The organism is Janthinobacterium sp. 344 (genome assembly GCF_900112025.1).
Lineage (GTDB): Bacteria > Pseudomonadota > Gammaproteobacteria > Burkholderiales > Burkholderiaceae_D > Janthinobacterium.
Genome location: NZ_FOKL01000012.1, coordinates 60,010 through 83,563, shown reverse-complemented (window position 1 = coordinate 83,563; position 23,554 = coordinate 60,010). Strand labels below are relative to the sequence as shown.

Sequence of the window (23,554 nt, the reverse complement as noted above, 5' to 3'; positions counted from 1 at the left end):
GGAGTGCCCATGCACCTAGTACCCTTTCGCTACCTGACCTTCATTGCGACGGCCGCCATCTTTGTCCTGTCCCTGTTTTACCATGACCATTACTGGCTGCCCGTGCTGGCCGGTGCGCTGACCCTGCTGGGCATCAGCGACCTGCTGCAAACCAAGCGCGCCCTGCGCCGCAACTATCCCATCCTCGCCCACTTCCGCTTTTTCTTCGAGAGCATCCGCCCCGAGATCCGCCAGTATTTCCTGGAAAGCGACACGGAGGCGACGCCGTTCTCGCGCAGCCAGCGCAGCATCGTCTACCAGCGCGCCAAGGAGCAGACCGACAAGCGCCCGTTCGGCACCCAGCTCGACGTGTATGAAGCGGGCTATGAATGGATCAACCATTCCATCGCCCCCGCCAAGGTGACGGGCCACGACTTCCGCATCGAGATCGGCAACCATCCGGACTGCCCGCGCGAAAAACCGTATTCGGCCAGCGTCTTCAATATCTCGGCGATGAGCTTTGGCGCCCTGTCGGCCAACGCCATCCTGGCCCTGAACGGCGGCGCGCGCAGCGGCGGCTTCATGCACGATACGGGCGAAGGCAGCATCAGCCCCTACCACCGCGAAAACGGCGGCGACCTGGTATGGGAAATCGGCTCCGGCTATTTCGGCTGCCGCAACCAGGACGGCACGTTTTCCGAGGAACGCTTCATCGCCAACGCCAGTTCCGAGCAGGTCAAAATGATCGAGCTGAAGATGTCGCAGGGCGCCAAGCCGGGCCACGGCGGCGTGCTGCCCGGGCCGAAAGTCACCATCGAGATCGCCACCACGCGCGGCGTGATGGTGGGCGAGGATTGCGTCTCGCCAGCCGCGCACAGCGCCTTTTCCACGCCGCTGGAAATGCTGCATTTCATCGAGCGCCTGCGCACGCTATCGGGCGGCAAGCCGACCGGCTTCAAGCTGGCCATCGGCCACCCGTGGGAATTCTTCGGCATCGTCAAGGCCATGCTGGAAACCGGCATCACGCCCGACTTCATCGTCGTCGACGGCAGCGAAGGGGGCACGGGCGCCGCGCCCGTGGAATTCACGGACCACGTGGGCACGCCGCTGCAGGAAGCGCTGGTGCTGGTGCATAACACCCTGGTGGGCGCCAACCTGCGCGACAAGATCAAGATCGGCTGCTCGGGCAAGATCATCACGGCCTTCGACATCGCCCGCCTGCTGGCGCTGGGCGCCGACTGGTGCAATTCGGCGCGCGGCTTCATGTTCGCGCTGGGCTGCATCCAGTCGCAAAGCTGCCACACGGACCGCTGCCCGACGGGCGTGGCCACGCAGGACCCGCAGCGCCAGCGCGCGCTGGTGGTGGACGACAAGATCGCCCGCGTGGCGCACTTCCACCAGAACACCATGAAGGCGCTGGCCGAACTGATCGCCGCCGCCGGCCTCGAACACCCGCAGGAACTGCGCCCGCATCACCTGGTGCGGCGCATTTCACCGAACCAGGTGAAGCTGGCCTCGGCCCTGCTGCCCTTCCTGGAAGCGGGCCAGCTGCTCGACCCGAGCCAGCTGCCGCAGTTGCCGCCCGTATTCGGCCTGTACTGGCCGAAGGCGCAGGCGGCGTCGTTCAAGCGCCTCGATTGATGGCGGCATGGCGCAAGTGGCGGCAAGCGGAGCAATACCACTTAATAACCACTTGCGCAAAAAACTGAATCCAATACAATACCAAAACAAGTACAACACAAGGCAGCCTTGCCGCTGACGGCCGCGATGCGTCGCCACGGGCCAGAATACGTCTGCCATCATCACAATGAACACCGGAGGAGTTGCAGCATGGAGCAGGGTTTGCGCGAAAAAGTAGGACAGTTGTTCATGGTGGGCTTCGACGCCCTGCAGGCGGACGAGCATATCAAGACCTTGATACGCCAAAAGAAAGTGGGCGGCGTGATCCTGTTCCGCCGCAATGTGCACACGCCGGCGCAGGTATCGGCCCTGTGCCGCGAACTGCAGGAGATCAACGCGGAAGTGTCCGACATCCCGCTGTTGATCTCCATCGACCAGGAAGGCGGCATGGTCATGCGCATCGAGCAGGGCATCACGCCGATTCCCGCCGCCATGGCCTTCCAGGCCGCCGGTTCGCCTGACGACTGCGAACGCATGCACCAGATCAGCGGCGACGAGATGCGCCAGGTGGGCATCAACATGCTGCTCGCGCCCGTGCTGGACGTAAACAACAACCGCAACAACCCCGTCATCGGCGTGCGCGCGTATGGCGAGGATGCCGACACCGTCATCGAATACGGCATGGCCGCCATGCGCGGCCAGCGCGCCAGCGGCCTGGCCGTCACGGCCAAGCATTTCCCCGGCCACGGCGACACGGCCATCGACACGCACTACGCCATGGCCCTGGTCCCGCACGACAAGGAACGCCTGCGCGCCGTGGAACTGGCGCCGTTCCGCGCGGCCATTGCCGGCGGCGTCGACGCCATCATGACGGCGCACGTGGTCTTCCCCGCCTTCGAGGCCGACACCAGCGTGCCCGCCACCCTGTCGAAGGGCGTGCTGACGGACCTGCTGCGCGGTGAAATGCAGTACAAGGGCGTGGTCATCACCGACTGCCTGGAAATGGCGGCGATCGCCGACGGCATCGGCATCCCCCAGGGCGCCATCGCCACCTTGCAGGCGGGCGCCGACATCGTCCTCATCTCGCACCGCGAGGCGCAGCAGACGGCCGCCATCGACGCCGTCATCGCCGCAGTCGAAAGCGGCGAGATCGCCATGGCGCGCATCGACGCGGCGCTGGCCCGCGTGGCTGAGCTCAAGCGCAAGCGCGCCGTGCGCGACTGGCGCGAGCGTCCCGTCGCCCCGCCGGCGCTGATGCAGCCGGCCGCCATGGCCCTGTCGCAGCTGCTGCAAAAAGCCGCATTGCGCGTGCAGGGCGATTATCGCGCGCTGGACACACGCCTGCCCGTGACGCTGCTGACGGTGGAAGTGCGCTCGCGCAGCGAGATCGATGAAGTGGCGCTGGGCCGCAACAAGGAAGCGCGCAGCTCCATGCTGCCGGCGCTGCTGGAAGCGGGCCTGAACGTGCGCGAGTACGCCTTGTCGGCCGAGGCGCTGGACGACGAGGTCAATGCCGCCATCGCCTTTGCGCAAGGCGCGCAGCAGATCGTGCTGCAAACGTATAACGCCATGTTCGTCGACGGCCAGCGCCGCCTGGTCGAGGCCCTGCCGCAGGATAAACTGTGGCTGGTGGCGGGCCGCCTGCCGTACGACCTGGACCTGGCGCCCCACGCGCAAGGGCGCCTGGCCGCCTTCGGCTGCCGTCCCGCCGCGCTGGCGCCGGTGGTGGAAAAGCTGGCGGGCAAGGCCTAAGCGCAGTACCGGCGTAAAAAAACCCGCCGCAGCGGGTTTTTTTTCGTTCAGGGCCGCGCAACGGGCGGCAAGGCCGCCACCGCCAGCAAGGCGAATGGTCCGAGGAACAGGCCGATGCCGAACCAGACGCCGCCATGGCGGCCGCGCCGGCTGGCCAGCAGCCAGGTGGCGACCGCAAACAAAAACATGAAGATCAACAGTATCGCCATTGCCACTCCTTGCCATACGGAAAGCCCAGTGTAGCCGACGGGCGCGCCCGTGGCCAGACGTACATCAATCCTGGCGCTGCACCTGCATCAGGATCACGCGCTTGCTGCTGCCGTCGGCGGGCGGCGTGGCCGACGGCGGCGGCGGGCTGTCGCAGGAGCCGCAGGAACCGCAGCCGCTACCGCAGCCGGGCGCCACCTTGAAGAAGGCCGACAGCTTCGCTTCATCCAGGCCGCAGCGCACGAGGCCGCGCACGATGGCGCGGCGCACGCCCGCCGGCAGGTACTTGGTCGAAAAATGCAGCAGCGCGGCTGCGACGATCAGGGCGACGATGAGGGTTTGCCACATGCTTCTCTCCTAGGCGCCAGCCAGCAGGGCGACGCGGTACGTGATGAACGAGGCGGCGTACGCCAGCGCGAACATGTAGCCGGCCATCAGCAGCGGGTAGCGCCAGCCGCCCGTCTCGCGCTTCACCACGGAGAGGGTCGACAGGCACTGCGGCGCGAAGACGTACCAGGCCAGCAAGGACAGCGCGGTGGCCATCGACCACGAATGGGCGATCAGCGGTTCCAGCGTGGAAGCGAGCGCGTCGCCCGTTTGCGACAGCGCGTACACGGTGCCCAGGGCGCCGACGGCCACTTCGCGCGCCGCCATGCCCGGCACCAGCGCGATGCAGATCTGCCAGTTGAAGCCGATGGGCGCGAAGATCACTTCCAGGCCGCGGCCCAGGATGCCGGCCAGGCTGTAGTAGATCGGCGGATGGATGGCGTTGTCCGGCGGGCCGGGGAAGGTGCTGAGGAACCACAGGATGATCATCAGGCTCAGGATGATGGTACCGACGCGCGTGAGGAAAATCTTCGCCCGTTCCCACAGGCTGACGGCCAGGTTGCGCAGGTGCGGCCAGTGGTAGGCGGGCAATTCCAGCATCAGCGGCTGGTTGCCGCGCACGCCCATGCTGCGCTTCATGACCCAGGCCACGGCCATGGCCGAGATGATGCCGGCGAAGTACAGCACGAACAGCACCAGGCCTTGCAGGCTCAGGTAGCCCCACACTTCGCGCTCGGGGATGAAGGCGGCGATGATCAGCGCATACACGGGCAGGCGCGCCGAGCATGTCATCAGCGGCGCGATCATGATGGTGACCAGGCGGTCGCGCGGGTTCTGGATGGTGCGCGCCGCCATCACGCCGGGAATGGCGCAGGCAAAGCTCGACAGCAGCGGGATGAAGGCGCGGCCCGACAGGCCCACGCCGCCCATCAGGCGGTCCAGCAGGAACGCCGCGCGCGGCAGGTAGCCGCAGTCTTCCAGCGCCAGGATGAAGAAGAACAGGATCAGGATCTGCGGCAGGAACACCAGCACGCTGCCGACGCCGCCGATGATGCCCTCGACTAACAAGCTCTTCAGGTGACCGTCGGGCATGTTCGCCGTCAGCACGGCGCCCAGGTGGCCCACGCCATCGGTGATCATTTCCATCGGCGTGGCGGCCCAGGCAAACACGGCCTGGAAAATCAGGAACATCAGCACCGTCAGGATGAGGGGGCCGAACACGGGGTGCAGCACCACGTCGTCGATCTTTTCCGTCAGGTTGCCGCGGTCGCTGGCGTCATTGCTGACGGCGGCCAGGATGCGGCGCACTTCGCGCTGGGTTTCTTCGACGGAAACGGCGTCGATGGCCGCCAGCGGCTTGGCATCGACTGCCGGCAGCGGCAGCATGGCGTCGATGGCGTCCAGCAGGGCTTTTTCGCCATCGTGCTGCACCGCCACGGTTTCCACCACGGGCATGCCCAGTTCCTGCGACAGTTTCGCCGTGTCGATCAGCATGCCGCGCTTGCGCGCCACGTCCGTCATGTTCAGGGCCAGCAGCATGGGCAGGCCCAGGCGCTTGACTTCCAGCACCAGGCGCAAATTCAGGCGCAGATTGGTGGCGTCGACGACGCAGACGATGGCGTCCGGGCGCGGGTCGCCGCGGCGCAGGCCACCCACCACGTCGCGCGTGATGGCTTCATCGGGCGTGGTGGCCGACAGGCTGTAGGCGCCCGGCAAGTCGAGCACGCGCACCGGTTTACCGGCCGGCGAAGTGAAATGGCCTTCCTTGCGTTCGATGGTCACGCCGGCGTAGTTCGCCACTTTCTGGCGCGCGCCCGTCAAACGGTTGAACAGGGCCGTCTTGCCGCAGTTCGGATTGCCCAGCAAGGCAATTTGTGGCGGATGCGGCGGCTTGTGCACGCCCGCATCGGTGATGGTTTCTACGGCGCCCATGGTCATTCCGGTTGAGTCAACGGTTGAATCGTGATCAGCGCCGCTTCGAAGCGGCGCAGTGCGAACGTGGCATTGCCGACCTTGATGGCGAGCGGGTCGCCGCCGGGAATGCCGCGCTTGAGCATGCGGATGCGTTCGCCAGGAACGAAGCCCAGCTCCATCAGGCGGCGGGCCAGGTCGACACCGTCCTCCGTCTGTCCTGCCGCGTGGGGCGTGATATGCAACACCGTGCCGCTCTGGCCGACTGCCAGCGCGTCGAGCGTCATCAAGGGTGGAACTAGAGTCATGAGCAAAATCCGTTCAAATTAAGAACACCGGAGGCAGGTTGCCGCGCCAGGCGCATGGCAATTGCCGTCAGTGTTGTGAGGTAAAACGCAACTGTTGCGCATTACCGACAAGCGGCCTTTCATTATGTCCAGACGGCGACCGTCCGAGACAATACCAGCATTATAAACATGAATGCGAATAGTTTTTATTTAGCCCGGAGAGCCAAGGCCGTCAAGGCCTCGCTCATTCGCGCGGCAGGCATTTCAGCCCACTGCCAGCCCACCGCGCCAGCCCGCCTGCAGCCACACGCTTGATCAAAATCGCTTGCATTGTCCTGCACTTTGCGCGACAATGAAACGTAATGATAATGATTCTCATTAAAACACTAGCAATAATGCTTCGCAGCACTAGTGTATTTTCATCATCCAGCCAGAAGGTGTATCAATGATTGTATGTGTCTGCAACAACATATCTGATCGTGAAATCCGTCAAGCCGTCGATCTTGGCCTGTCCAGCATGGCCGAACTGCGCCGCGACCTGGGCGTGGCCACGTGCTGCGGCAAATGCCATACCTGTGCACGCGAAGTGCTGAACGATCACCTGAGCGCCAGCGTCGTGCTGCAAGAAACCGTATTGATGCGAGCTGTACTGACCAACTAAGGAAAGTGATGAATGCCATGACGATGATGCCCCCGCCCATAACGGTGCAGGCCGTGGAACAATTTGCCGGTTTCGAAAAGAAACGCCGCAAGTTCGCACCACTGGTGGCCATCGTCGTCCTGCATCTGGCCGGCTTCTATGCGATCCAGAGCGGCTTGCTGAGCAAGGTCGTCACGGCGGCCATGCCGACCATCACCACCATCAGCATCATCGCCCCGCCGGCGCCGCCGAAACCGCCGGCACCAGCCGTACCGAAAACCGTGGAACTGAGCGCGCCCGTGCCGCGCGCCGTCATCCCGCCACTGCCGCTGATCGCCGTGGCGCCGAGCGAACCGACAATCACGCCGCCGCAGCCAACGCGCACCGAGGCGGCACCGGTCGCCACTGCCGCGCCGGCGGCGCCTGCCGCACCGGCGCCTTCGCCACCGGCCCCGGCGACGCCGCGCACCGTCAGCAGCGTGGAATACATCAAGGCGCCGCAACTGATCTACCCGAACCTGTCGCGCCGCCTTGGCGAGAGCGGTACCGTGGTGCTGCGCATCCTGATCAATGAAAAGGGCTTGCCCGAGCAAATCCTGATCCATAAATCGACGGGCTACAGCAACCTCGACGAGGCGGGCCGCCAGGCCGCGCAACGCGCCCTGTTCAAGCCGATGGTGGAAAACGGCAAAGCCGTGCCGGTCTACGTCTTAGTACCGCTGACCTTCCAACTGAGCTAGCCCACGGCGGCCGCGCGCCGCTGCCAGCCCGCAAGCATCGCACGCCGTGCCCTGCTTGCTTTTTTGCGCCCTGTTTTTTCGCCCTGTTTTTAGTCAAGCGATTTGCTTGTTTCAGTCTGCCAGCCTACATCCCCGGGCCCGGCAGACTTTTTTTTGGGGGGTCAGACCCTTTGGGTACTAGGGGGTCAGACCCTCAACACCGCCAACGCCAAGCTCGGCGCCAACTCCATCGGGGGTCTGACCCCGGCCTTACATCTCCGCCCACATGCGCAACAAATTATGATAATGCCCCGTCAATCCCACGGTCGCCGGCGAATCGCCATGCTCGCCGCGCACGCTCTGGATGTTCTGGTCGAGCTCGAACAGCATGCTGCGCTTCCAGTCCTCGCGCACCATGCTTTGCGTCCACAGGAATGAGCAGATGCGCTCGCCGCTGGTGACGGGCAGCACTTGGTGCACGCTGCTCGACGGATACACGATCACGTCGCCGGCAGGCAGTTTCACTTCATGCGTGCCGTAGGAATCGACCACCACCAGTTCGCCGCCCTCGTATTCGTCCGGCTCGCTCAGGAAGACCGTGGACGAGACGTCGGCGCGCATCGACTGCATGCCGTTTTTCGGCGTGCGGATGGCGCCGTCGATATGCAGGCCATAGTGCTCGCCGCCCGCGTAGCTGTTGAAGAACGGCGGCAGGATGCGCAGCGGCAGCACGGCGGAGAAGAACAGCGGATTGGCCATCAGCGCGCGGCTGACGATATCGCCCAGTTCCAGCGCCAGCGGCGAGCCTTCGGCCAGCTGGCGGTTGCGCTTGACTTGCGCGCCCTGCGCGCCCACGCTGGCGCGCCCGTCGACCCAGTCCGTTTGCGCCAGGCGCTGGCGAAAGTGGGTGACTTGTTCCGGCGTCAGCACGCCGGGGATGTGCAGCATCATCTTGCGATCCTTTGTAGTGAGTTCCCTGTCGATTATCGCATCGCCGCCAGCGACCAAGAAGGCATAAAGGCAAGAACCGCGCAAACATGTTGCGCCGTTTCCAGCTGGCCGCCAGGGCGCGCCAACCATGCACAAAAGACAGCAGGAACGCGAATGAGAATACCCTCCATTTGCCTTGACAAATAAAAAACGGAGAAGTGTGGCGATTTACTTGAGAATGGGTTTTATTCGCACGATATTTACGTTAAAAAGACGGAAAAACGCCGTTTCTCAGCAAAAATCGCCCACATTTTGCGCTATCATGCGGGCATAGCGAGACCGGCAACCAGCGCGCCACCAGGCAGCCCTTCGCCACCCGGCCGTGGCCGCCAGCAGCCTCCGGTTTCATCATCGAACGCAGAACAAAGGAAATCCCATGAAGGGCGATAAAGAAGTCATCCGCTTGCTCAACGCACAGCTCACCAACGAACTGTCCGCCATCAACCAGTACTTCCTGCATGCGCGCATGTACAAGCACTGGGGCCTGGAAAAGCTGGGCAAGAAGGAATACGAAGAATCGATCGGCGAAATGAAACACGCCGACAAGCTGATCGACCGCATCCTGATGCTCGACGGCCTGCCTAACCTGCAAGCGCTGCACAAGCTGCTGATCGGCGAGAACACGCCGGAAATGCTGGAATGCGATTTGAAACTGGAACGCGCCGCGCACGCCACCGTCAAGGAAGGCATCGCCACCTGCGAAAAAGCCGGCGACTACGTCTCGCGCGACCTGTTCCTGATGATCCTGGAAGACACGGAAGAGCATATCGACTGGCTGGAAACGCAGATCGACCTGATCGCCAAGGTCGGCATCCAGAACTACCTGCAAAGCCAGATGGCCGTTGAGGAGTGATGACACCGGATAAAACCTGCTGCGCGTCGGCATAGGCGGCCTGCGATGCTCACCGTACTCCAGTACGGTTGCGCTTCCCGGCCACCTCTTCCTTCCGCTCGCGACGGTTTTATCAGGCGTCGTAACCTTGGTGGTGAAATAAAAAAACCGGCAATGGCCGGTTTTTTTACGTCCATGCCCTTACTGCGGCACGGTGTCCTTGAACGACTGGCGCTCGGACAGCTTGTCGAACAGGCGCACCAGCGCGGGATGGTCGGCGCGCCAGTCGATTTCCGGGAAACGGAAGCTGAGCCAGCCCAAAGTACATCCCACGGCCACGTCGGCCAGCGTGTAGTTCTTGCCGGCGCAATACGCGCTTTCGCCCAGGCGCGCTTCCAGCGCCGCCAGGCCCAGGGTGACTTTCTCCAGCTGGCGCGCGATCCAGGCCGCGCTTTGCTGTTCCGGCGGGCGCTGCGTGCGCTCCAGGCGCACCAGCACGCCCGCGTCGAGGATGCCGTCGGCCAGCGCTTCCCAGTTCTTGATGTCGGCCCGTTCGCGGCCATTGCCGCCGGCCGGCAGCAGCTTGCATACGGGCGTGAGCGTATCGAGGTATTCGACGATGACTCTCGAGTCGATGAGCGCGCTGCCATCTTCCATCACCAGGCAGGGCACCTTGCCCAGCGGATTGGCCTGGGCGATGCGCGTTTCCGGCACCCACACGTTTTCCAGCTCAAAGACATAGTCGAGCTTTTTTTCCGCCAGCACGATGCGGGCTTTGCGGACATATGGGCTGGCGAGGGAACCGATCAGTTTCATGGATACTTTAAGGTGAAGGAGCAACACCCAGTATAGCATCGGCGGCAGGCGCGTTTGGCAGCGCGCGGATGACCTGGCGCAGGCTGTGGCAAGCAGGCCGCATCGCGCGCCGATTCGCCGCCAAAACGCCCCTTTCGCGGGCCGGCACGTCCGCGCAGTGGTAAAATCGCCCTTTATCGTGGTGCGCCACCATGATCGCGCTCACGCCAGCGCCACCCTCCCCGCGCGCCACACGCCAACCGTTTCTTTTAACTTGCGTCCGCTCTCATGACTTCTACTACTCCGTATTCCACGCTGTCGGCCCTGTCTCCGCTCGATGGCCGCTACGCCAGCAAGACCGATCTGCTGCGCCCGATCCTGTCCGAAGCCGGTTTCATGCACCACCGCGTGAAAGTGGAAATCTCCTGGCTGCAAGCGCTGTCGCAAGCCGGTTTCGCCGAAATCAAGCCGTTCTCGGCCGAAGCGAACGCCCTGCTCGACAAGATGGCGTCCGACTTCTCGGAAGCCGACGCGGCCCGCATCAAGGCGATCGAAGCGGTCACCAACCATGACGTCAAGGCCGTCGAATACTGGCTGAAGGAACAAGTCGCGGACGTGCCGGAACTGGTGGCGGCGTCGGAATTCATCCATTTCGCCTGCACCTCGGAAGACATCAACAACACCTCGCACGGCATGATGCTCAAGGCGGCGCGCGATGGCGTGATGCTGCCGGCATTGAACGGCCTGGTGGCCAAGCTGACGCAGATCGCGCACGACAATGCGGACGTGCCGATGCTGTCGCGCACGCACGGCCAGACGGCCAGCCCGACCACCCTGGGCAAGGAATTTGCCAACGTCGTGGCGCGCCTGCAGCGCGCCGTGAAACGCATCGCGCAAGTGGAAATCCTCGGCAAGATGAATGGCGCCGTCGGCAACTACAACGCCCACCTGTCGGCCTACCCGGGCTTCGACTGGCCGGCGTTCTCGCAAGCCGTCATCGAACAGCGCCTGGGCCTGGTCTTCAATCCGTACACCATCCAGATCGAACCGCACGACTACATGGCCGAGCTGTTCGACGCCTTCGCGCGCGCCAACACCATTTTGCTGGACCTGAACCGCGACATCTGGACGTATGTCTCGCTGGGCTACTTCAAGCAGAAACTGAAAGCGGGCGAAATCGGTTCGTCGACCATGCCGCACAAGGTCAACCCGATCGATTTCGAAAACTCGGAAGGCAACCTGGGCCTGGCCAACGCCGTGCTGAAACACCTGTCGGAAAAGCTGCCCGTCTCGCGCATGCAGCGCGACTTGACCGACTCGACCGTGCTGCGCAACATCGGCGTGGGCCTGGGCTACACCCTGCTGGCCTATGACAGCTGCCTGCGCGGCCTGAACAAGCTGGAAGTGAACCATGCGCGCCTGGCGCAAGACCTGGACGCGACCTGGGAAGTGCTGGCCGAGCCCGTGCAAACCGTGATGCGCCGCTACGGCATCGAAAACCCGTACGAGCAGCTGAAAGAATTGACGCGCGGCAAAGGCATCTCGAAAGAGGCGCTGCAAACCTTCGTCAACGGCCTGGCCATCCCGCAAGATGCCAAGGACGTGCTGCTGACCATGACGCCGGCGAACTACATCGGCATCGCGGCCCAGCTGGCCAAGGCCATTTAAGTATTGAAGTAGTTTCCACATCGGGATCATCCGATCCCTTCCCGCGGGGCGGCCAGCACACAAATGCTGCCCGCCCCGCGGTTTTTCCGCCGCGCTTTCTTGTAGAATCTCCAGCACGCAGCGCAATTTGCTTTTCTTTGGTATATTAGGTCGAATTAGTCCTAATACGTACTACTTTCAAGAAAGCCGCCGATGCAACGCTACACCACTACCGCCATCATCCTGCACTGGCTGACGGCCCTGCTGATCATCAGCGCCTTCATCATGGGCCTGGTCATGACGGATATCCCCGGCCTGACGCCCACCAAGCTCAAATATTTCTCGTGGCATAAATGGCTGGGCGTGACCGTGCTGGCCATCGCTGCCATCCGCCTGCTGTGGCGCAAGGCGAACGTGCCGCCGCCGCATCCGGCCAGCATGGTTGCCTGGCAAAAGAAGGCGGCCGACGCCATGCACGTGCTGCTGTACATCCTGATCTTCGCCGTGCCCATCTCCGGCTACCTGTACACGCTGGCCGCCGGCGTGCCGGTGGTGTACCTGGGCCTGTTCCAGCTGCCCGTCATCATGGCGCCGAACCCGGAACTTAAGCCACTTTTAAAAGAGATTCATTATGTTCTGAACATGACGATGGCCGCCGCCGTGGCCGCCCACGTACTGGCGGCGCTGAAGCACCAGTTCATCGACCGCGACGGCGTGCTTAAGCGCATGCTGCCCTAAGAACGTCGAACCAAACCTGCTGCGCGTCGCGATTTGCGGCCTGCGATGCTCACTGCCTCGGCGGCCCCGTGCCAAGCACAGTGCCGCTTCTCGGACCAACGGGGGCGCCGAGCCGCACTTCCGCTCGCTACGGTTTTGTCCGGCGTTCCAAGTCCGTCTCAATCTGCTTTGCTCACTGAAACACAGGAAAAAACAAGATGAAAACCACCCAACGCATCGTCCTCGCTTCCCTGCTGGGCCTGTCCGTGGCCGCCACCGCCGCCACCCTGCTGAAAGTCGATCCCGCCAAGACCAGCGTCTCGGCCGTCTTCAAGCAAATGAACGTGCCCGTGGAAGCGAAGTTCAAGAAATTCAATATCGCCATCGACTACAACCCGGCCACGCCGGACGCCTCGAAGGCATCGGTGGACATCGACACGGCCAGCATCGATATCGGCGACCCGGAGTACAACAAGGAAGTGGCCAAGAAAGAATGGTTCAACTCGGCCCAGTTCCCGAAAGCCACCTTTGTTTCGAGCAGCATCAAGGCCGCTGGCGCGGGCAAGCTGACGGTGACCGGCAAGCTGAGCATCAAAGGCAAGACCAGCGACGTGACCTTCCCCTTGACGGTGAAAGCCGATGGCGGCAAATACACGTTTGATGGCGCCCTGCCGATCAAGCGCCTGACCTACAACATCGGCGAAGGCGAGTGGAAGGACACGAGCATGGTCGCCGATGAAGTCACGATCAAGTTCCACGTCGCCGCGCAATAACACCCGAGAAAACGTCCATGACTGGGTTGCCCTTGCCTCGTCGTACTATGCGTACTGCCGTCGGCAAGGCGCCTGGCCCTGAACGTTTTTCAGGCGTTCCCCACAACAACCTCACAAGCTGTTCAACTTTAGGATCTGCATGAAATTTTCGCACTTGATGATCGCCGTGCTGGCAGCCGCCGGCGCGGGTTCGGCCTTGGCCGCCGCCGAGACCTACAACCTCGACCCGACGCATACCTTCCCCAGCTTCGAAGCCGATCACATGGGCATGTCCGTGTGGCGCGGCAAGTTCAACAAGACCAAGGGTACCGTGACCCTGGACCGGGCCGCCAAGACGGGCAGCCTGGACCTGGTCATCGATGCCGATTCGATCGATTTCGGCCTGGACGCCATGAATACGCACGCGAAAAAAGCGGACATGTTCAACGTGGAAAAATTCCCCGAAATCACCTACAAAAGTAAATCGTTCAAGTTCAACGGCGACCAGCTGGTGGAAGTCGACGGCGAGCTGACCCTGCTGGGCGTGACCAAGCCCGTCAAGCTGAACGTGAGCAAATTCAAGTGCATCATGCACCCGCGCTACAAGCGTGAAGTGTGCGGCGCGGACGCCACGGCCGAATTCAAGCGCAGCGACTTTGGCCTGAACTACGGCCTGCCGGCGTTCTCGCCGGAAGTCAAGCTGGCGATCCAGGTGGAAGCCATCAAGGCCGACTAAACACGATCTTGCCGCATGAAAAGCCCGCCTCGCTGTCCGCAGCCAGGCGGGCTTTTGCATGCGCCATGCGAATCCGCTGGACTTTTCTATCGTGCGGCATCAGTATCAATTTGCCATGATGTTTTTCTAACATGGCATACCCACTTACCATCGCGCGGAGGATTACATGAATTTCATTATCTGGATCGTTATTGGCGGCGTCATCGGCTGGCTGGCCAGCATGGTCATGAAAACCGATGCGCAACAAGGCATCTTCCTCAATATCATTGTCGGTATCGTGGGCGCCTTCCTGGGCGGCTGGCTGCTGGCGCCCCTGTTTGGCACGGGCACCATCAATAGCGACAACTTCAGCCTGTCCTCGCTGCTGGTCTCGTTCCTGGGTGCCGTCATTCTGCTGGGTATCGTGAATCTCTTGCGACGCGGCAAAATACGCTGACATGTGCACCAGCGTGCCATCCACACTGGCCGGGCCGCGCAAGCGCCCGGCCATTTTCATTGCCATCAAAACAATTGTCTGGACAATACCACAGTCGCCACCACGAAATAATGCGCCCTGCAGCCTGATGCCTCCTATGCTCACATCAAAAATATTTCCTTAAAAGCATCATTTTCTAGCATACCCTGAGGAAAATGTCATTGACTAGTCACACTTCGAAACGGATACTCTAGGTCGCCCGCTGAGAAAACCACTGGGTACGCACGCTGATTCCGACTTCCCACCATGTAAAAAGACAAGAAATCGAATGAAAAAATCTTTAATCGCGCTCGCCATCCTGAGCAACTTCGCACATGCCGATGAAGGCATGTGGATGCCCCAACAGCTGCCACAAGTAGCCAAGGAACTGAAAGCGGCCGGCCTGAAACTGGACCCGACCACCCTGACCAAACTGACCGAGTTCCCGATGGGCGCCATCGTCAGCCTGGGCGGCTGCTCGGCGTCGTTCGTCTCGCCGCAAGGCCTGGTTGCCACCAACCACCACTGCGTCTACAACAGCGTGGCGGTCAACTCGACCAAAGAGCGCGATTTGCTGGCCAACGGTTTCCTGGCCAAGACCTTCGCTGAAGAATTGCCGGCCGCCCCAGGCAGCCGCATCTTCGTCACCTCGGCCGTGACGAATGTCAGCGACAAGATCATCACGCCGGAAGTGGCCAAGCTGCAAGGCAAGGCACGCATCGACGCGATCGAGAAAAACCAGAAGCAACTGGTGGCGGCCTGCGAAAAAGAAGCGGGCTTCCGCTGCACCGTGTCGAGCTACTACGGCGGCCTGGAGTTCTACCTGATCAAGCAACTGGAAATCCGCGACGTGCGTCTGGTGCATGCACCGCCAGCCGGCGTGGGCAAGTTCGGCGGCGACACCGACAACTGGATGTGGCCGCGCCACACGGGCGACTACGGTTTCTACCGCGCCTATGTCAGCAAGGACGGCAAGGCTGCCGACTTCAGCAAGGATAACGTGCCGTACCAGCCGAAACACGTGCTGAAACTGGCCAAGGATGGCTTGAAGGAAGGCGATTTCGTCATGGCACTGGGCTACCCTGGCCGCACCAACCGTCACCGCCTGCCATCGGAAGTGGCGTTCACGTTCGACTGGAACTACCCGGCCTTCGTGAAAGCGTCGGGCGAAACCCTGGCCATCATCGCGCGCGAAACCAAGGACAACAAGGATGTTGCCCTGAAATACGCGGGCCAGGTGGCTGGCGTGAACAATTACTACAAGAACCGCCAGGGCATGCTGGACTCGTACGCGGGCAGCGACTTCCTGGCCCGCAAGACGGCGGAACATGAAGCCCTGAAAACCTGGGTCAACGCCAATCCTGCCCGCAAGGCGGAATTTGCCGGCGACATCGAGCAAGTGGAAAAGCTGATCGCCGAGCGCGATGCCGACATCAAGCGCGATTTCTTCCTGGGCTACGCACAGCCACGCCTGCTGAACACGGCACGCAGCCTGTACCGCCTGGCCAACGAAAGCACCAAGGCCGACACGGAGCGCAAGTCCGGCTACCAGTCGCGCGACTTGCCTCGCCTGGAAGCGGGCATCACCTCGGTCGAGCGCACCTACGATGAAAAAGTCGACAAGGCCTTGGTACTGAACAGCCTGACCAAGTACGCCGCGCAACCGGCGGCGCAGCGCCGCGCCAGCTTCGACGCCGCCATCGGCATCAAGGATGGCATGTCGCCAGCCGACCTGGCTGCCGCCCTGGACAAACTGTATGCCGGCAGCAAGCTGGGCGACAAGGCCGAGCGCGCAGCCTGGCTGAAACGCACGCCAGCCGAATTCCAGGCCAGCCAGGACAGCTTCATCCAGGCCGCCGTCGCCATGTATCCGGATTCGCTGAAAAACGAAGCGGAAGACGAGGAATTGGCAGGCAAGATCCAGCAAAGCTACGCCAACTACATGAAAGCGAAAATCGCCTTCATGAAGAGCAAGGGCCAAGCCGTCTACCCTGACGCCAACAGCACCCTGCGCGTGACGTTCGGCAAAGTTGCCGGCCGTGACCATGGCGCCGACGGCACCACCTGGACCGCGTTCACCACCGTCAATGGCGTGGTGGCCAAGGCCACGGGCGAAGGCGAGTTCAATGCACCAGCGAAACAACTGGCCGCGATCAAGGCCAAGGACTTCGGCAAATTTGTCGATCCGAAGCTGAAAACCGTGCCCGTCGACTACCTGGCGACCCTGGACATCACCGGCGGCAATTCCGGTTCGGCGGCCTTGAATTCCAAGGGCGAATTCATCGGCCTGGCGTTCGACGGCACGCTGGACTCGATCATTTCCGACTGGGACTACAACAAGGCCAACACCCGTTCGATCCAGGTCGACCTGCGCTACATGCTGTGGAACATGAAACACATCGACCACGCCGACAACTTGCTGAAAGAAATGGGCGCCGAGTAATTCGCGGATAACAACAACTAATAAGCCCGGCAACGGGCGGTTGTCGCCTGAGCCACTCCTGCGGGAGTGGCTTTTTTTCGCCTGGCGTTTTACTAGCGCTTGACCTTGGCAAAGCGAAAAGGCACGGCTTGCTCCGCGCCAAACACCTGCGCTTCCGCACCGCCCAGCGGCAGCATCACGCGCCGGCCGTCCTGCGGCAGCAAGGCCAGGTCGGCGCCGGGAAACCGCTGCGCCAGCGCGCCATAGTCTTGCCGCGCAATCGCGGTGGAAGGAATCACGATGCGGTAATCGCTGGCGCCAAAATCGAGCAGCAGCGCGGGCGCCTCATCCGCGCCCGGCAAGGCCGTGATGCGCAGGCGCGTGCTGCCCTTGACCAGCTCGAAGGACGACCATACAGGCAAGTCGCGCACCCGCTTGCCAACCTGCAGGCGCGGCGCCTGGGACTTGCTCGCCGAACTCAGCAAGACATCGGGCCGCTCCGTGGATGGCGCGCCATCGACGGCCAGCAGCCAGCCCCGGTAGCGTATCAAGGCGCCCCGCGCAACAGGCGTGACGGCGCCGCCATCGGCCACGGGGGCCAGGCCAGCCGGCAAGCGCAACGGCGCCGCCTGCGCCGCCAGGGCCGCCCACCACACCAGCACCGCCATCGCCGTCTTCACCATGCCGCCCCCGTTGCGCGTGAAACGTATTCATACCACAAGTGCGCACCTGGCCCCCTGCGGCGCATCAGGCCGCGGACGCCGGTGCTACAATTGGCCCCTAGCGGGCGTACTTACCCAGCGCGCCTTCCCCCTCCCAGACTCAGACCGCTATGCCACCAGACTTGCGCACGACCTACGAACTCGGTAACCACAACCAGACCACGACCTGGCTGGAATGCATCACCTTCTACAAAGAACTCGCCGCGCGCTACCCGCACGTGCTGCATTTCGAACAGATCGGCCTGTCGGACTCGGGCGTGCCCATCCATGCTGGCGTCGTCAGCGCGGACGGCGTGTTTGACCGCGAACAGATCAAGCGCGCAGGGCGCACCGTGTTCTTCAACAACAACGGCATCCACCCGGGCGAACCGGAAGGCATCGATGCTTGCATGGCCATCGTGCGCGACCTCTGCACGCAGCCGGAGCGCCTGGCGGCGCTGGGCACGACCGTGCTGCTGTTCATTCCGATCTACAACGTCGATGGCAGCCTGAACCGCGCCAATACGTCGCGCGTGAACCAGGATGGCCCGGAGCAGTTCGGCTTCCGCGGCAACAGCCGCCACCTGGACCTGAACCGCGACTTCATCAAGTGCGACAGCCTGAACGCGCAAGTGTTCAACCGCCTGCTGGCCAGCTGGGACCCGGACGTGATGGTCGACACGCACACGTCGAACGGCGCCGACTACCCGTACACGATGACCCTGATCCACACGCAGACGGATAAGCTGGGCAATGGCCTGGGGCCTTTCCTGCAAGACACCATGCTGCCGCACATCTTTGCGGCAATGGAAAGCGCCGGCTGGCCCACCTGCCCATACGTCAATCCCGTCAAGGACAGCCCCGACCACGGCATCGCCGAATTCCTCGAAGTGCCGCGGTTCTCGACCGGTTTTGCGGCCCTGCATCACGTCATCGGCTTCATGCCGGAAACGCACATGTTGAAACCGTTTGCCGACCGCTACGCTTCCATGCGCGCCCTGCTCGACATCACCATGGCGTTCACGGTCCAGCATGGCGAACAGATCAGGCAATTGCGCGCGCAAGCGAAGGCCGCCGGCCGCACGCAAGCCGAATGGCCCATCCACTGGGCCATGAACGAAGCACAACCGTCGACCTTCCCCTTCAAGGGGTATGCGGCGCGATACACGCCGAGTATCCTGGGCGACTACCAGCGCCTGTCGTATGACCGTTCGCAGCCGTGGGAACGCGACATCGCCTATTACAACCGCTTCGATGCGGATGTCACCGTGGCCGCGCCGAAAGCCTATGTGGTGCCGCAGGCGTGGCGCGAAGTCATCGAGCGCCTGCGCTGGAACGGCGTCGACATGCACCGCATCACCGCCGAACAGACGGTAACGGCACGCTACTATCACATCAACAGCGTCGGCACGCGGGCCATGGCCTACGAGGGCCACATGTTCCACGACACGGTGGAACTGGAAGCGCGCACGGGCGAATTCACCCTGCAGGCGGGCGACTACGTGGTCAGCCTGGCCCAGGACAATGCGCGCTACGCCGTGGAAACCCTGGAACCGCAGGCGCACGACAGCTTCTTCCGCTGGGGCTTCTTCAACAGCGTGCTGGAAAAGAAAGAAGCGTTTTCCGATTACGTCTTCGAAGACATGGCATCCGAATTGCTGCGCGACGAGCCGGCACTGGCGGCCAAGTTTGCCGACTGGAAAGCGGCGAACCCGGCCCTGTTGAGCAATCAGGAAGCCGTGCTGGATTTCATTTTTGAACACTGCCAGCGCTTTGCCGAGCCGGAATGGCGGCGCTACCCGGTGATCGCCCTCATGTAACTGGGGACGGTAGCGACTGCAACATCCTGGCGCCGCATCGGAGACCCCGGTGCGGCGCCTCTTTCTGTGCTCTACCCACAAGGTACACCCATGCACTACGCACTGAACCTGCGCACCTTTATTTACAGCCATTATTTTTACCTGGGCTTGCGCGTGGCCATCGGCCTCGTCGGCCTGACCTTGCTGACCCTGGAAATCAGCGACAGCGATACCGCCATGACGGTGTGCATCGGCGCCCTGTGTACGACCCTGATGGACATGCCCAGTCCGCTGCGCCACAAGTTCAACGAAATGCTCGCCTCGGTGCTGCTGTGCAGCGCCGTCACTTTATTGATCAGCCTGTGCGGCCCCGTGCACTGGCTGCTGCTGACGGTGCTCGTGCTCGTCAGTTTTCTCGCCAGCATGATGGTGGTGTACGGCAAGAAATCCATGCCCTTGCAGCTGGCCGCGCTGTTCATCATGACCATGTCGATGGAACACCAGATGACGTGGCAGCAATCGTTTCACCATGCGGGCCTGTTCATGCTGGGGGGATTGATTTATCTGGCCTACGCCATGGCCATCGCCTGGGTCTTGCGCCACCGCATCAAGCAGCAGGTGCTGGCCGAGGCCCTGTTCGAACTGGCCGCCTACATCGACATCAAGGCCGATTTCTACGACACGCGTTTTAACCTGACGGAGCAGTTCAACAAGCTGGTGCGTCATCAGAGCATCCTCGCCGACCGCCAGCAGGCGTCGCGCGATTTGATACTGCGCAGCCACAAGAACAGCAAGGATGCCATCGTGGTGCAGGTGCACGTGTGCATGCTCGATTTATATGAACTGATCCTCTCCACGCACACGGATTACGCGCTGCTGCGCCAGCACCTGGCCGATTCCCACGTGCTCAATTCCCTGCACGACCTGGCCTACAAGGCGGCGCGCGACATCGAATCCGTGGCGTATGCCGTCACGCGCAAGCGCGCCTCGTATGCGCAGATCAGCTATGACAAGGAATGGGCCGACATCGAAGGAGAAATTGCCCGCCTGCAGGCGAAAGGCGACAAGGCGCAGGAAGCGCTGGCCACCCTGCGCGCGCAGCGCAACAAGATCCGCGCCATTCTGAAGATGATCGGTGAACTGCACCTGGCGACGCAAAAAGTCTATGCCGACGTGCCATTCTGGAGCGGCGCGGACATGGCGCCCTTCCTGTCGCAGCAAAAGTATGAATTGAAAACCCTGCTGTCGAATCTGCGCCTGGAGTCGCCCGTGTTCCGCTTCGCCCTGCGCGTGTCGATGGCCATTTCCGTGGGACTGCTGATCGGCCACTGGCTGCCGTATGCGGCGCACAGCTACTGGATCGTGCTCACCATCGTCATCATCCTGCGCCCCACCTTCAGCATGACGCGCCAGCGCCGCGCCGACCGCATCATCGGCACCATCATCGGCTGCGTCATCACGGCCATCGTGATCCGCTTCGTGCACAGCAATATCGTGCTGATGGCGATTTTATTTCTCTCCATCGTCGCCACGCCCACCTTCATCTATTTGCGCTACCGCTATACGGCCATCGCCGTCAGCCTGATGATTCTGCTGCAGATGCACCTGGTGGCGCCCAGCAACCCGAACCTCGTCAGCGAGCGCCTGATCGACACCCTGATCGGTGCGGCGGTGGCCACCGTGTTCAGCTTTGTGCTGGCCAACTGGGAATACCAGAGCCTGCCACGGCTGGTGCGCCAGGTGCTGAACGTGAATCTGTCGTATATGCAAGCCAGCTTCGCGCTGCTGCAGGGAAAATGCTTCGATGATTTCGCCTACCGCATCGAGCGCAAGCGCCTGATGGACAGCCTGGCCGCGCTCAGCTCGGCATTGGTGCGCATGCTCGACGAACCGGCCAGCAAGCAGCGGGCCGTGGAAGACATCAACCTGTTCATCGTGCAAAATTACCTGCTGGTGGCCCACGTGGCGGCGCTGCGCTCGATCCTCGGGCGCCACGCCAGCCAGCTGCCCGTCGCGCCCGTCAACGCCTTGCTCAGCCACAGCCATACGCAAGTGTGTTCGACCCTGTCGCGCGCACTGGATCAGCTCGACAACAAGGCCGCCATCAGCGCGCCGCTGGCCCCGCCAGCCGCGCCGCCCGTCAGCGACGTGGCCTGGTCAGGCTGGCCGCTGGTGCAGCGTCGCATTCGCCTGTTGCAGGCGGATGCGGACAAGATCGTGGTACATAGCGCGGCGATCGTGCATATTGTGGCGCCGCGCTAAGGCTGCCAGCTTATTTCAGATAACGCTCAAACCACGCCAGGGTGCGCTGGCGCAAGTCGCGCTGGTGCTCGGGCTTGCGGAAGGAATGGCCTTCGCCGTCGTAGATGAACAGGCTGGACGGCACGCCCATGGCGCGCAAGCCGTGCCAGAATTCCAGCGACTGGGCGGCCGGCGTTTCCACGTCGCGCTCGCCCACGTAGATCAGGGTGGGCGTCTTCGCTGCCTTGATCGATTCGATGGGCGAGGCACGGCGGTAGACTTCGGGCTGGTCATACGCGGAGGCGCCGAAGAAGGGGATCATCCACTGGTTGATGCCGTTCTGGCCATAGTAACTGATCCAGTTCGACACGCCCGCGCCGGCCACGGCCGCCTTGAAGCGGTCGCTGTGCGTGACGCCCCACATGGTCATGAAGCCGCCGTACGAGTGGCCGATCAGGCCCAGGCGCTGACCATCGACGGGCGCCACTTTTTGCACGGCATCGATGCCGGCCAGGATGTCGCGCCAGTCGCCGCCGCCAAAATCGGCCATATTGGCGCGCGTAAATGCCTGGCCCTGGCCAAAGCTGCCGCGCGGGTTGGGCAGGAAGATGAAATAGCCTTTATCCGTGAATTCCTGGATCTGTCCGCCGGCTTCCACGTAGTGCGGCGAGGCCGCTGCTGCGGGACCGCCATGCACGTTGACGATCATCGGATACTGCTTGCCCGCCTCGACCTTCATCGGCCCCAGCAACCAGCCCTGCACCTGGTATTGCTCATTGGTCCAGCCCACGTTTTGCACGCTCAGCTGAGGTGTGAAGTGATCATTGTCATGCGTAATCTTCTTCAACTGGCCCACGGGGCCGGCCACCAAGTGGGCCGCATGCGTAAAGTCCTGCTGTGCTGCGGCGGCGCGCCGGCCGTCGGCGCTGAACGACAGACGCCCATCGCTGCCGCCGCTGCTCAGTTCTCCGAGCAGCACGGGCTGGGCGGGACCCGTTTGCACATCGACAGGCACGAGCGCCAGCTGCGAATCGATCAAGGCCGTTGCCAGCAAGCCGGCGCTGCGCCAGACGACGCCATTGAAGGTGCCACGATAGTCTGGCGTGAGATTGCGCGGCGTGCCGCCGGCCAGCGGCACCGTGTAGAGATCGCCGCCTGTGACGCCGAAGTCGCTCATCAGGCCACCGATGAAGGCCACCGTCTTGCCGTCAGGTGAAACGGAAGGCAGGTTCAGCTGCATGGCAGGGGCGGCCACCACACGCAGGACGCCCGTGGCGGCGTCGATATGGCTGAGCTTGGCCACCCACCAGTTACTGTCGCCATTGCCCTGCGCGCTGGTGGCCACGAAGCCGCGTCCATCCGGGGTCCAGTTATATTCATATACATAGGTGTCGCCTGGCGACAGCAAACGCAGCTCGCCACCGCTGGCAGGCACGACGCCGATGCGCTGGGCATCGTCTTCGCTGCCCACTTCGCCCACCTGGCGCACGCCCGCTTCCACGGCGCCGGCCAGCTTGCGCGCGCCCACTGTGGCGAGCAAGGCCAGCTGCGTGCCGTCGGGCGACCAGCGCGCCGTGCTGGCCACGCCCTTGATACTGGTCAACACGCGCGTCTGCGCCTGTGTCATCGTGGCCAGGTACAGATGCGCCGTGCCCGCCTTGGCGTCGTAGCCGACAAAGGCCAGTTGCCTGCCATCGGGCGACCAGTTGGGCTTGTCGTAGGAACACACGGCGCACGGGTCGAATTGCTGCACGATGGTGCCGTTGGCGGCGTCGCGCACGACGATGGCCGCATGCGGACGCTGCGGCGGCTCGCCCGCCTTGCTCGATTCGATGGCGGCGATGCGCTGGCCATTGGCCGACAGGGCGACGGCGCGATAGTCGCGCAATGCCGGCTCGGCGGCAGGAGCGGCCTGCGCTGCGCTGCCAAGAAGACTGCTTGCCAGCAAGCCGCAAGCGGCCAGATCAGTTATTTTCATCATGTAAATTCCGGTTAGAAATAAAAAAAACCGCCGGCAAGCGCGGCG

At 62.7% G+C, this 23,554-nt stretch carries 21 protein-coding genes; 13 read left to right on the top strand and 8 right to left on the bottom strand.

Translation table 11 applies throughout. From position 1 onward, the window contains the following. The first annotated feature begins 9 nt into the window (after positions 1 to 9). Both BM193_RS25105 and nagZ read left to right on the top strand, forming a co-directional pair. The gene (locus BM193_RS25105) at positions 10 to 1,620 is read left to right on the top strand and encodes an FMN-binding glutamate synthase family protein (protein WP_092802897.1); all 1,611 of its coding nucleotides are present in this window, start codon (positions 10 to 12) and stop codon (positions 1,618 to 1,620) included. A gap of 189 nt (positions 1,621 to 1,809) precedes the next feature. Continuing rightward, positions 1,810 to 3,351, top strand: a complete 1,542-nt coding sequence (gene nagZ / locus BM193_RS25100; protein WP_092802900.1) for a beta-N-acetylhexosaminidase — start codon at positions 1,810 to 1,812, stop codon at positions 3,349 to 3,351. Between the two features lie 47 nt (positions 3,352 to 3,398). Here nagZ and BM193_RS28905 read toward each other — a convergent pair whose 3' ends face one another. The 4 genes from BM193_RS28905 to BM193_RS25085 all read right to left on the bottom strand — a co-directional run bounded on the left by BM193_RS28905 (position 3,399) and on the right by BM193_RS25085 (position 6,104). Further along, positions 3,399 to 3,560, bottom strand: coding sequence for a hypothetical protein (locus tag BM193_RS28905; RefSeq protein ID WP_175533414.1), 162 nt, complete (start codon positions 3,558 to 3,560; stop codon positions 3,399 to 3,401). Between the two features lie 64 nt (positions 3,561 to 3,624). Then, on the bottom strand, positions 3,625 to 3,906 hold the full coding sequence (locus BM193_RS25095) for a hypothetical protein (RefSeq protein ID WP_092802903.1): 282 nt from the start codon (positions 3,904 to 3,906) through the stop codon (positions 3,625 to 3,627). A gap of 9 nt (positions 3,907 to 3,915) precedes the next feature. Beyond that, positions 3,916 to 5,817 (bottom strand): ferrous iron transporter B, encoded by a 1,902-nt coding sequence (locus tag BM193_RS25090; protein ID WP_092803103.1) that lies wholly within the window; start codon positions 5,815 to 5,817, stop codon positions 3,916 to 3,918. A 2-nt stretch (positions 5,818 to 5,819) separates the two neighbouring features. Next, positions 5,820 to 6,104 carry a FeoA family protein gene (locus BM193_RS25085; protein WP_092802906.1) on the bottom strand — a complete coding sequence of 95 codons (285 nt, stop codon included), beginning with the start codon at positions 6,102 to 6,104 and terminating at the stop codon, positions 5,820 to 5,822. A 424-nt stretch (positions 6,105 to 6,528) separates the two neighbouring features. Here BM193_RS25085 and BM193_RS25080 point away from each other — a divergent pair, with 424 nt between their 5' ends. Together BM193_RS25080 and BM193_RS25075 are read left to right on the top strand one after the other, a co-directional pair. Continuing rightward, positions 6,529 to 6,744 carry a (2Fe-2S)-binding protein gene (locus BM193_RS25080; protein WP_092802909.1) on the top strand — a complete coding sequence of 72 codons (216 nt, stop codon included), beginning with the start codon at positions 6,529 to 6,531 and terminating at the stop codon, positions 6,742 to 6,744. Positions 6,745 to 6,761: 17 nt separating this feature from the next. Further along, entirely contained in the window at positions 6,762 to 7,463 is a 702-nt protein-coding gene (locus BM193_RS25075; protein ID WP_092803106.1) for an energy transducer TonB, read from the top strand. Between the two features lie 249 nt (positions 7,464 to 7,712). On the opposite strand, the gene BM193_RS25070 is transcribed toward BM193_RS25075, so the two are convergent. Continuing rightward, a complete protein-coding gene (locus BM193_RS25070; RefSeq protein ID WP_092802912.1) occupies positions 7,713 to 8,393 on the bottom strand; it encodes a Fe2+-dependent dioxygenase in 681 nt (226 codons plus the stop codon). Positions 8,394 to 8,808: 415 nt separating this feature from the next. Between BM193_RS25070 and bfr the strand changes: the two genes are divergently transcribed. Beyond that, positions 8,809 to 9,285, top strand: coding sequence for a bacterioferritin (gene bfr, locus BM193_RS25065; protein WP_092802915.1), 477 nt, complete (start codon positions 8,809 to 8,811; stop codon positions 9,283 to 9,285). 180 nt (positions 9,286 to 9,465) lie between these two features. Here bfr and BM193_RS25060 read toward each other — a convergent pair whose 3' ends face one another. Then, positions 9,466 to 10,080 (bottom strand): glutathione S-transferase N-terminal domain-containing protein, encoded by a 615-nt coding sequence (locus tag BM193_RS25060; protein WP_092802918.1) that lies wholly within the window; start codon positions 10,078 to 10,080, stop codon positions 9,466 to 9,468. A 267-nt stretch (positions 10,081 to 10,347) separates the two neighbouring features. On the opposite strand from BM193_RS25060, the gene purB reads away from it, so the two are divergent. From purB to BM193_RS25030, 6 genes are all read left to right on the top strand, one after another. Next, positions 10,348 to 11,727: an adenylosuccinate lyase gene (gene purB, locus BM193_RS25055; RefSeq protein WP_092802921.1), complete on the top strand. Its 1,380-nt coding sequence runs from the start codon at positions 10,348 to 10,350 to the stop codon at positions 11,725 to 11,727. A 192-nt stretch (positions 11,728 to 11,919) separates the two neighbouring features. Continuing rightward, complete coding sequence (locus tag BM193_RS25050; protein WP_092802924.1) at positions 11,920 to 12,444, top strand: cytochrome b; 525 nt, start codon at positions 11,920 to 11,922, stop codon at positions 12,442 to 12,444. 197 nt (positions 12,445 to 12,641) lie between these two features. After that, complete coding sequence (locus tag BM193_RS25045) at positions 12,642 to 13,196, top strand: YceI family protein (RefSeq protein WP_092802927.1); 555 nt, start codon at positions 12,642 to 12,644, stop codon at positions 13,194 to 13,196. A 139-nt stretch (positions 13,197 to 13,335) separates the two neighbouring features. Continuing rightward, positions 13,336 to 13,911 carry a YceI family protein gene (locus BM193_RS25040; protein ID WP_092802930.1) on the top strand — a complete coding sequence of 192 codons (576 nt, stop codon included), beginning with the start codon at positions 13,336 to 13,338 and terminating at the stop codon, positions 13,909 to 13,911. 166 nt (positions 13,912 to 14,077) lie between these two features. Beyond that, the gene (locus BM193_RS25035) at positions 14,078 to 14,347 is read left to right on the top strand and encodes a GlsB/YeaQ/YmgE family stress response membrane protein (RefSeq protein WP_092802933.1); all 270 of its coding nucleotides are present in this window, start codon (positions 14,078 to 14,080) and stop codon (positions 14,345 to 14,347) included. 307 nt (positions 14,348 to 14,654) lie between these two features. Beyond that, positions 14,655 to 16,808: a S46 family peptidase gene (locus tag BM193_RS25030; protein ID WP_092802936.1), complete on the top strand. Its 2,154-nt coding sequence runs from the start codon at positions 14,655 to 14,657 to the stop codon at positions 16,806 to 16,808. A gap of 92 nt (positions 16,809 to 16,900) precedes the next feature. Here BM193_RS25030 and BM193_RS25025 read toward each other — a convergent pair whose 3' ends face one another. Further along, positions 16,901 to 17,470 carry a hypothetical protein gene (locus BM193_RS25025; protein WP_092802939.1) on the bottom strand — a complete coding sequence of 190 codons (570 nt, stop codon included), beginning with the start codon at positions 17,468 to 17,470 and terminating at the stop codon, positions 16,901 to 16,903. Positions 17,471 to 17,619: 149 nt separating this feature from the next. On the opposite strand from BM193_RS25025, the gene BM193_RS25020 reads away from it, so the two are divergent. Then, positions 17,620 to 19,308 (top strand): M14 family zinc carboxypeptidase, encoded by a 1,689-nt coding sequence (locus tag BM193_RS25020; protein ID WP_092802943.1) that lies wholly within the window; start codon positions 17,620 to 17,622, stop codon positions 19,306 to 19,308. A gap of 90 nt (positions 19,309 to 19,398) precedes the next feature. Next, positions 19,399 to 21,549 carry an FUSC family protein gene (locus BM193_RS25015; protein WP_092802947.1) on the top strand — a complete coding sequence of 717 codons (2,151 nt, stop codon included), beginning with the start codon at positions 19,399 to 19,401 and terminating at the stop codon, positions 21,547 to 21,549. 10 nt (positions 21,550 to 21,559) lie between these two features. On the opposite strand, the gene BM193_RS25010 is transcribed toward BM193_RS25015, so the two are convergent. Then, positions 21,560 to 23,509: a S9 family peptidase gene (locus BM193_RS25010; protein WP_254786410.1), complete on the bottom strand. Its 1,950-nt coding sequence runs from the start codon at positions 23,507 to 23,509 to the stop codon at positions 21,560 to 21,562. Positions 23,510 to 23,554: the final 45 nt, after the last annotated feature.

Excerpts from the sequence above, each read along its gene's own strand:
- BM193_RS25105 (WP_092802897.1), top strand. The coding sequence starts at position 10 with ATGCACCTAGTACCCTTTCGCTACCTGACCTTCATTGCGACGGCCGCC.
- nagZ (WP_092802900.1), top strand. The coding sequence starts at position 1,810 with ATGGAGCAGGGTTTGCGCGAAAAAGTAGGACAGTTGTTCATGGTGGGC.
- BM193_RS28905 (WP_175533414.1), bottom strand. The coding sequence starts at position 3,560 with ATGGCGATACTGTTGATCTTCATGTTTTTGTTTGCGGTCGCCACCTGG.
- BM193_RS25095 (WP_092802903.1), bottom strand. The coding sequence starts at position 3,906 with ATGTGGCAAACCCTCATCGTCGCCCTGATCGTCGCAGCCGCGCTGCTG.
- BM193_RS25090 (WP_092803103.1), bottom strand. The coding sequence starts at position 5,817 with ATGGGCGCCGTAGAAACCATCACCGATGCGGGCGTGCACAAGCCGCCG.
- BM193_RS25085 (WP_092802906.1), bottom strand. The coding sequence starts at position 6,104 with ATGACTCTAGTTCCACCCTTGATGACGCTCGACGCGCTGGCAGTCGGC.
- BM193_RS25080 (WP_092802909.1), top strand. The coding sequence starts at position 6,529 with ATGATTGTATGTGTCTGCAACAACATATCTGATCGTGAAATCCGTCAA.
- BM193_RS25075 (WP_092803106.1), top strand. The coding sequence starts at position 6,762 with ATGACGATGATGCCCCCGCCCATAACGGTGCAGGCCGTGGAACAATTT.
- BM193_RS25070 (WP_092802912.1), bottom strand. The coding sequence starts at position 8,393 with ATGATGCTGCACATCCCCGGCGTGCTGACGCCGGAACAAGTCACCCAC.
- bfr (WP_092802915.1), top strand. The coding sequence starts at position 8,809 with ATGAAGGGCGATAAAGAAGTCATCCGCTTGCTCAACGCACAGCTCACC.
- BM193_RS25060 (WP_092802918.1), bottom strand. The coding sequence starts at position 10,080 with ATGAAACTGATCGGTTCCCTCGCCAGCCCATATGTCCGCAAAGCCCGC.
- purB (WP_092802921.1), top strand. The coding sequence starts at position 10,348 with ATGACTTCTACTACTCCGTATTCCACGCTGTCGGCCCTGTCTCCGCTC.
- BM193_RS25050 (WP_092802924.1), top strand. The coding sequence starts at position 11,920 with ATGCAACGCTACACCACTACCGCCATCATCCTGCACTGGCTGACGGCC.
- BM193_RS25045 (WP_092802927.1), top strand. The coding sequence starts at position 12,642 with ATGAAAACCACCCAACGCATCGTCCTCGCTTCCCTGCTGGGCCTGTCC.
- BM193_RS25040 (WP_092802930.1), top strand. The coding sequence starts at position 13,336 with ATGAAATTTTCGCACTTGATGATCGCCGTGCTGGCAGCCGCCGGCGCG.
- BM193_RS25035 (WP_092802933.1), top strand. The coding sequence starts at position 14,078 with ATGAATTTCATTATCTGGATCGTTATTGGCGGCGTCATCGGCTGGCTG.
- BM193_RS25030 (WP_092802936.1), top strand. The coding sequence starts at position 14,655 with ATGAAAAAATCTTTAATCGCGCTCGCCATCCTGAGCAACTTCGCACAT.
- BM193_RS25025 (WP_092802939.1), bottom strand. The coding sequence starts at position 17,470 with ATGGTGAAGACGGCGATGGCGGTGCTGGTGTGGTGGGCGGCCCTGGCG.
- BM193_RS25020 (WP_092802943.1), top strand. The coding sequence starts at position 17,620 with ATGCCACCAGACTTGCGCACGACCTACGAACTCGGTAACCACAACCAG.
- BM193_RS25015 (WP_092802947.1), top strand. The coding sequence starts at position 19,399 with ATGCACTACGCACTGAACCTGCGCACCTTTATTTACAGCCATTATTTT.
- BM193_RS25010 (WP_254786410.1), bottom strand. The coding sequence starts at position 23,509 with ATGATGAAAATAACTGATCTGGCCGCTTGCGGCTTGCTGGCAAGCAGT.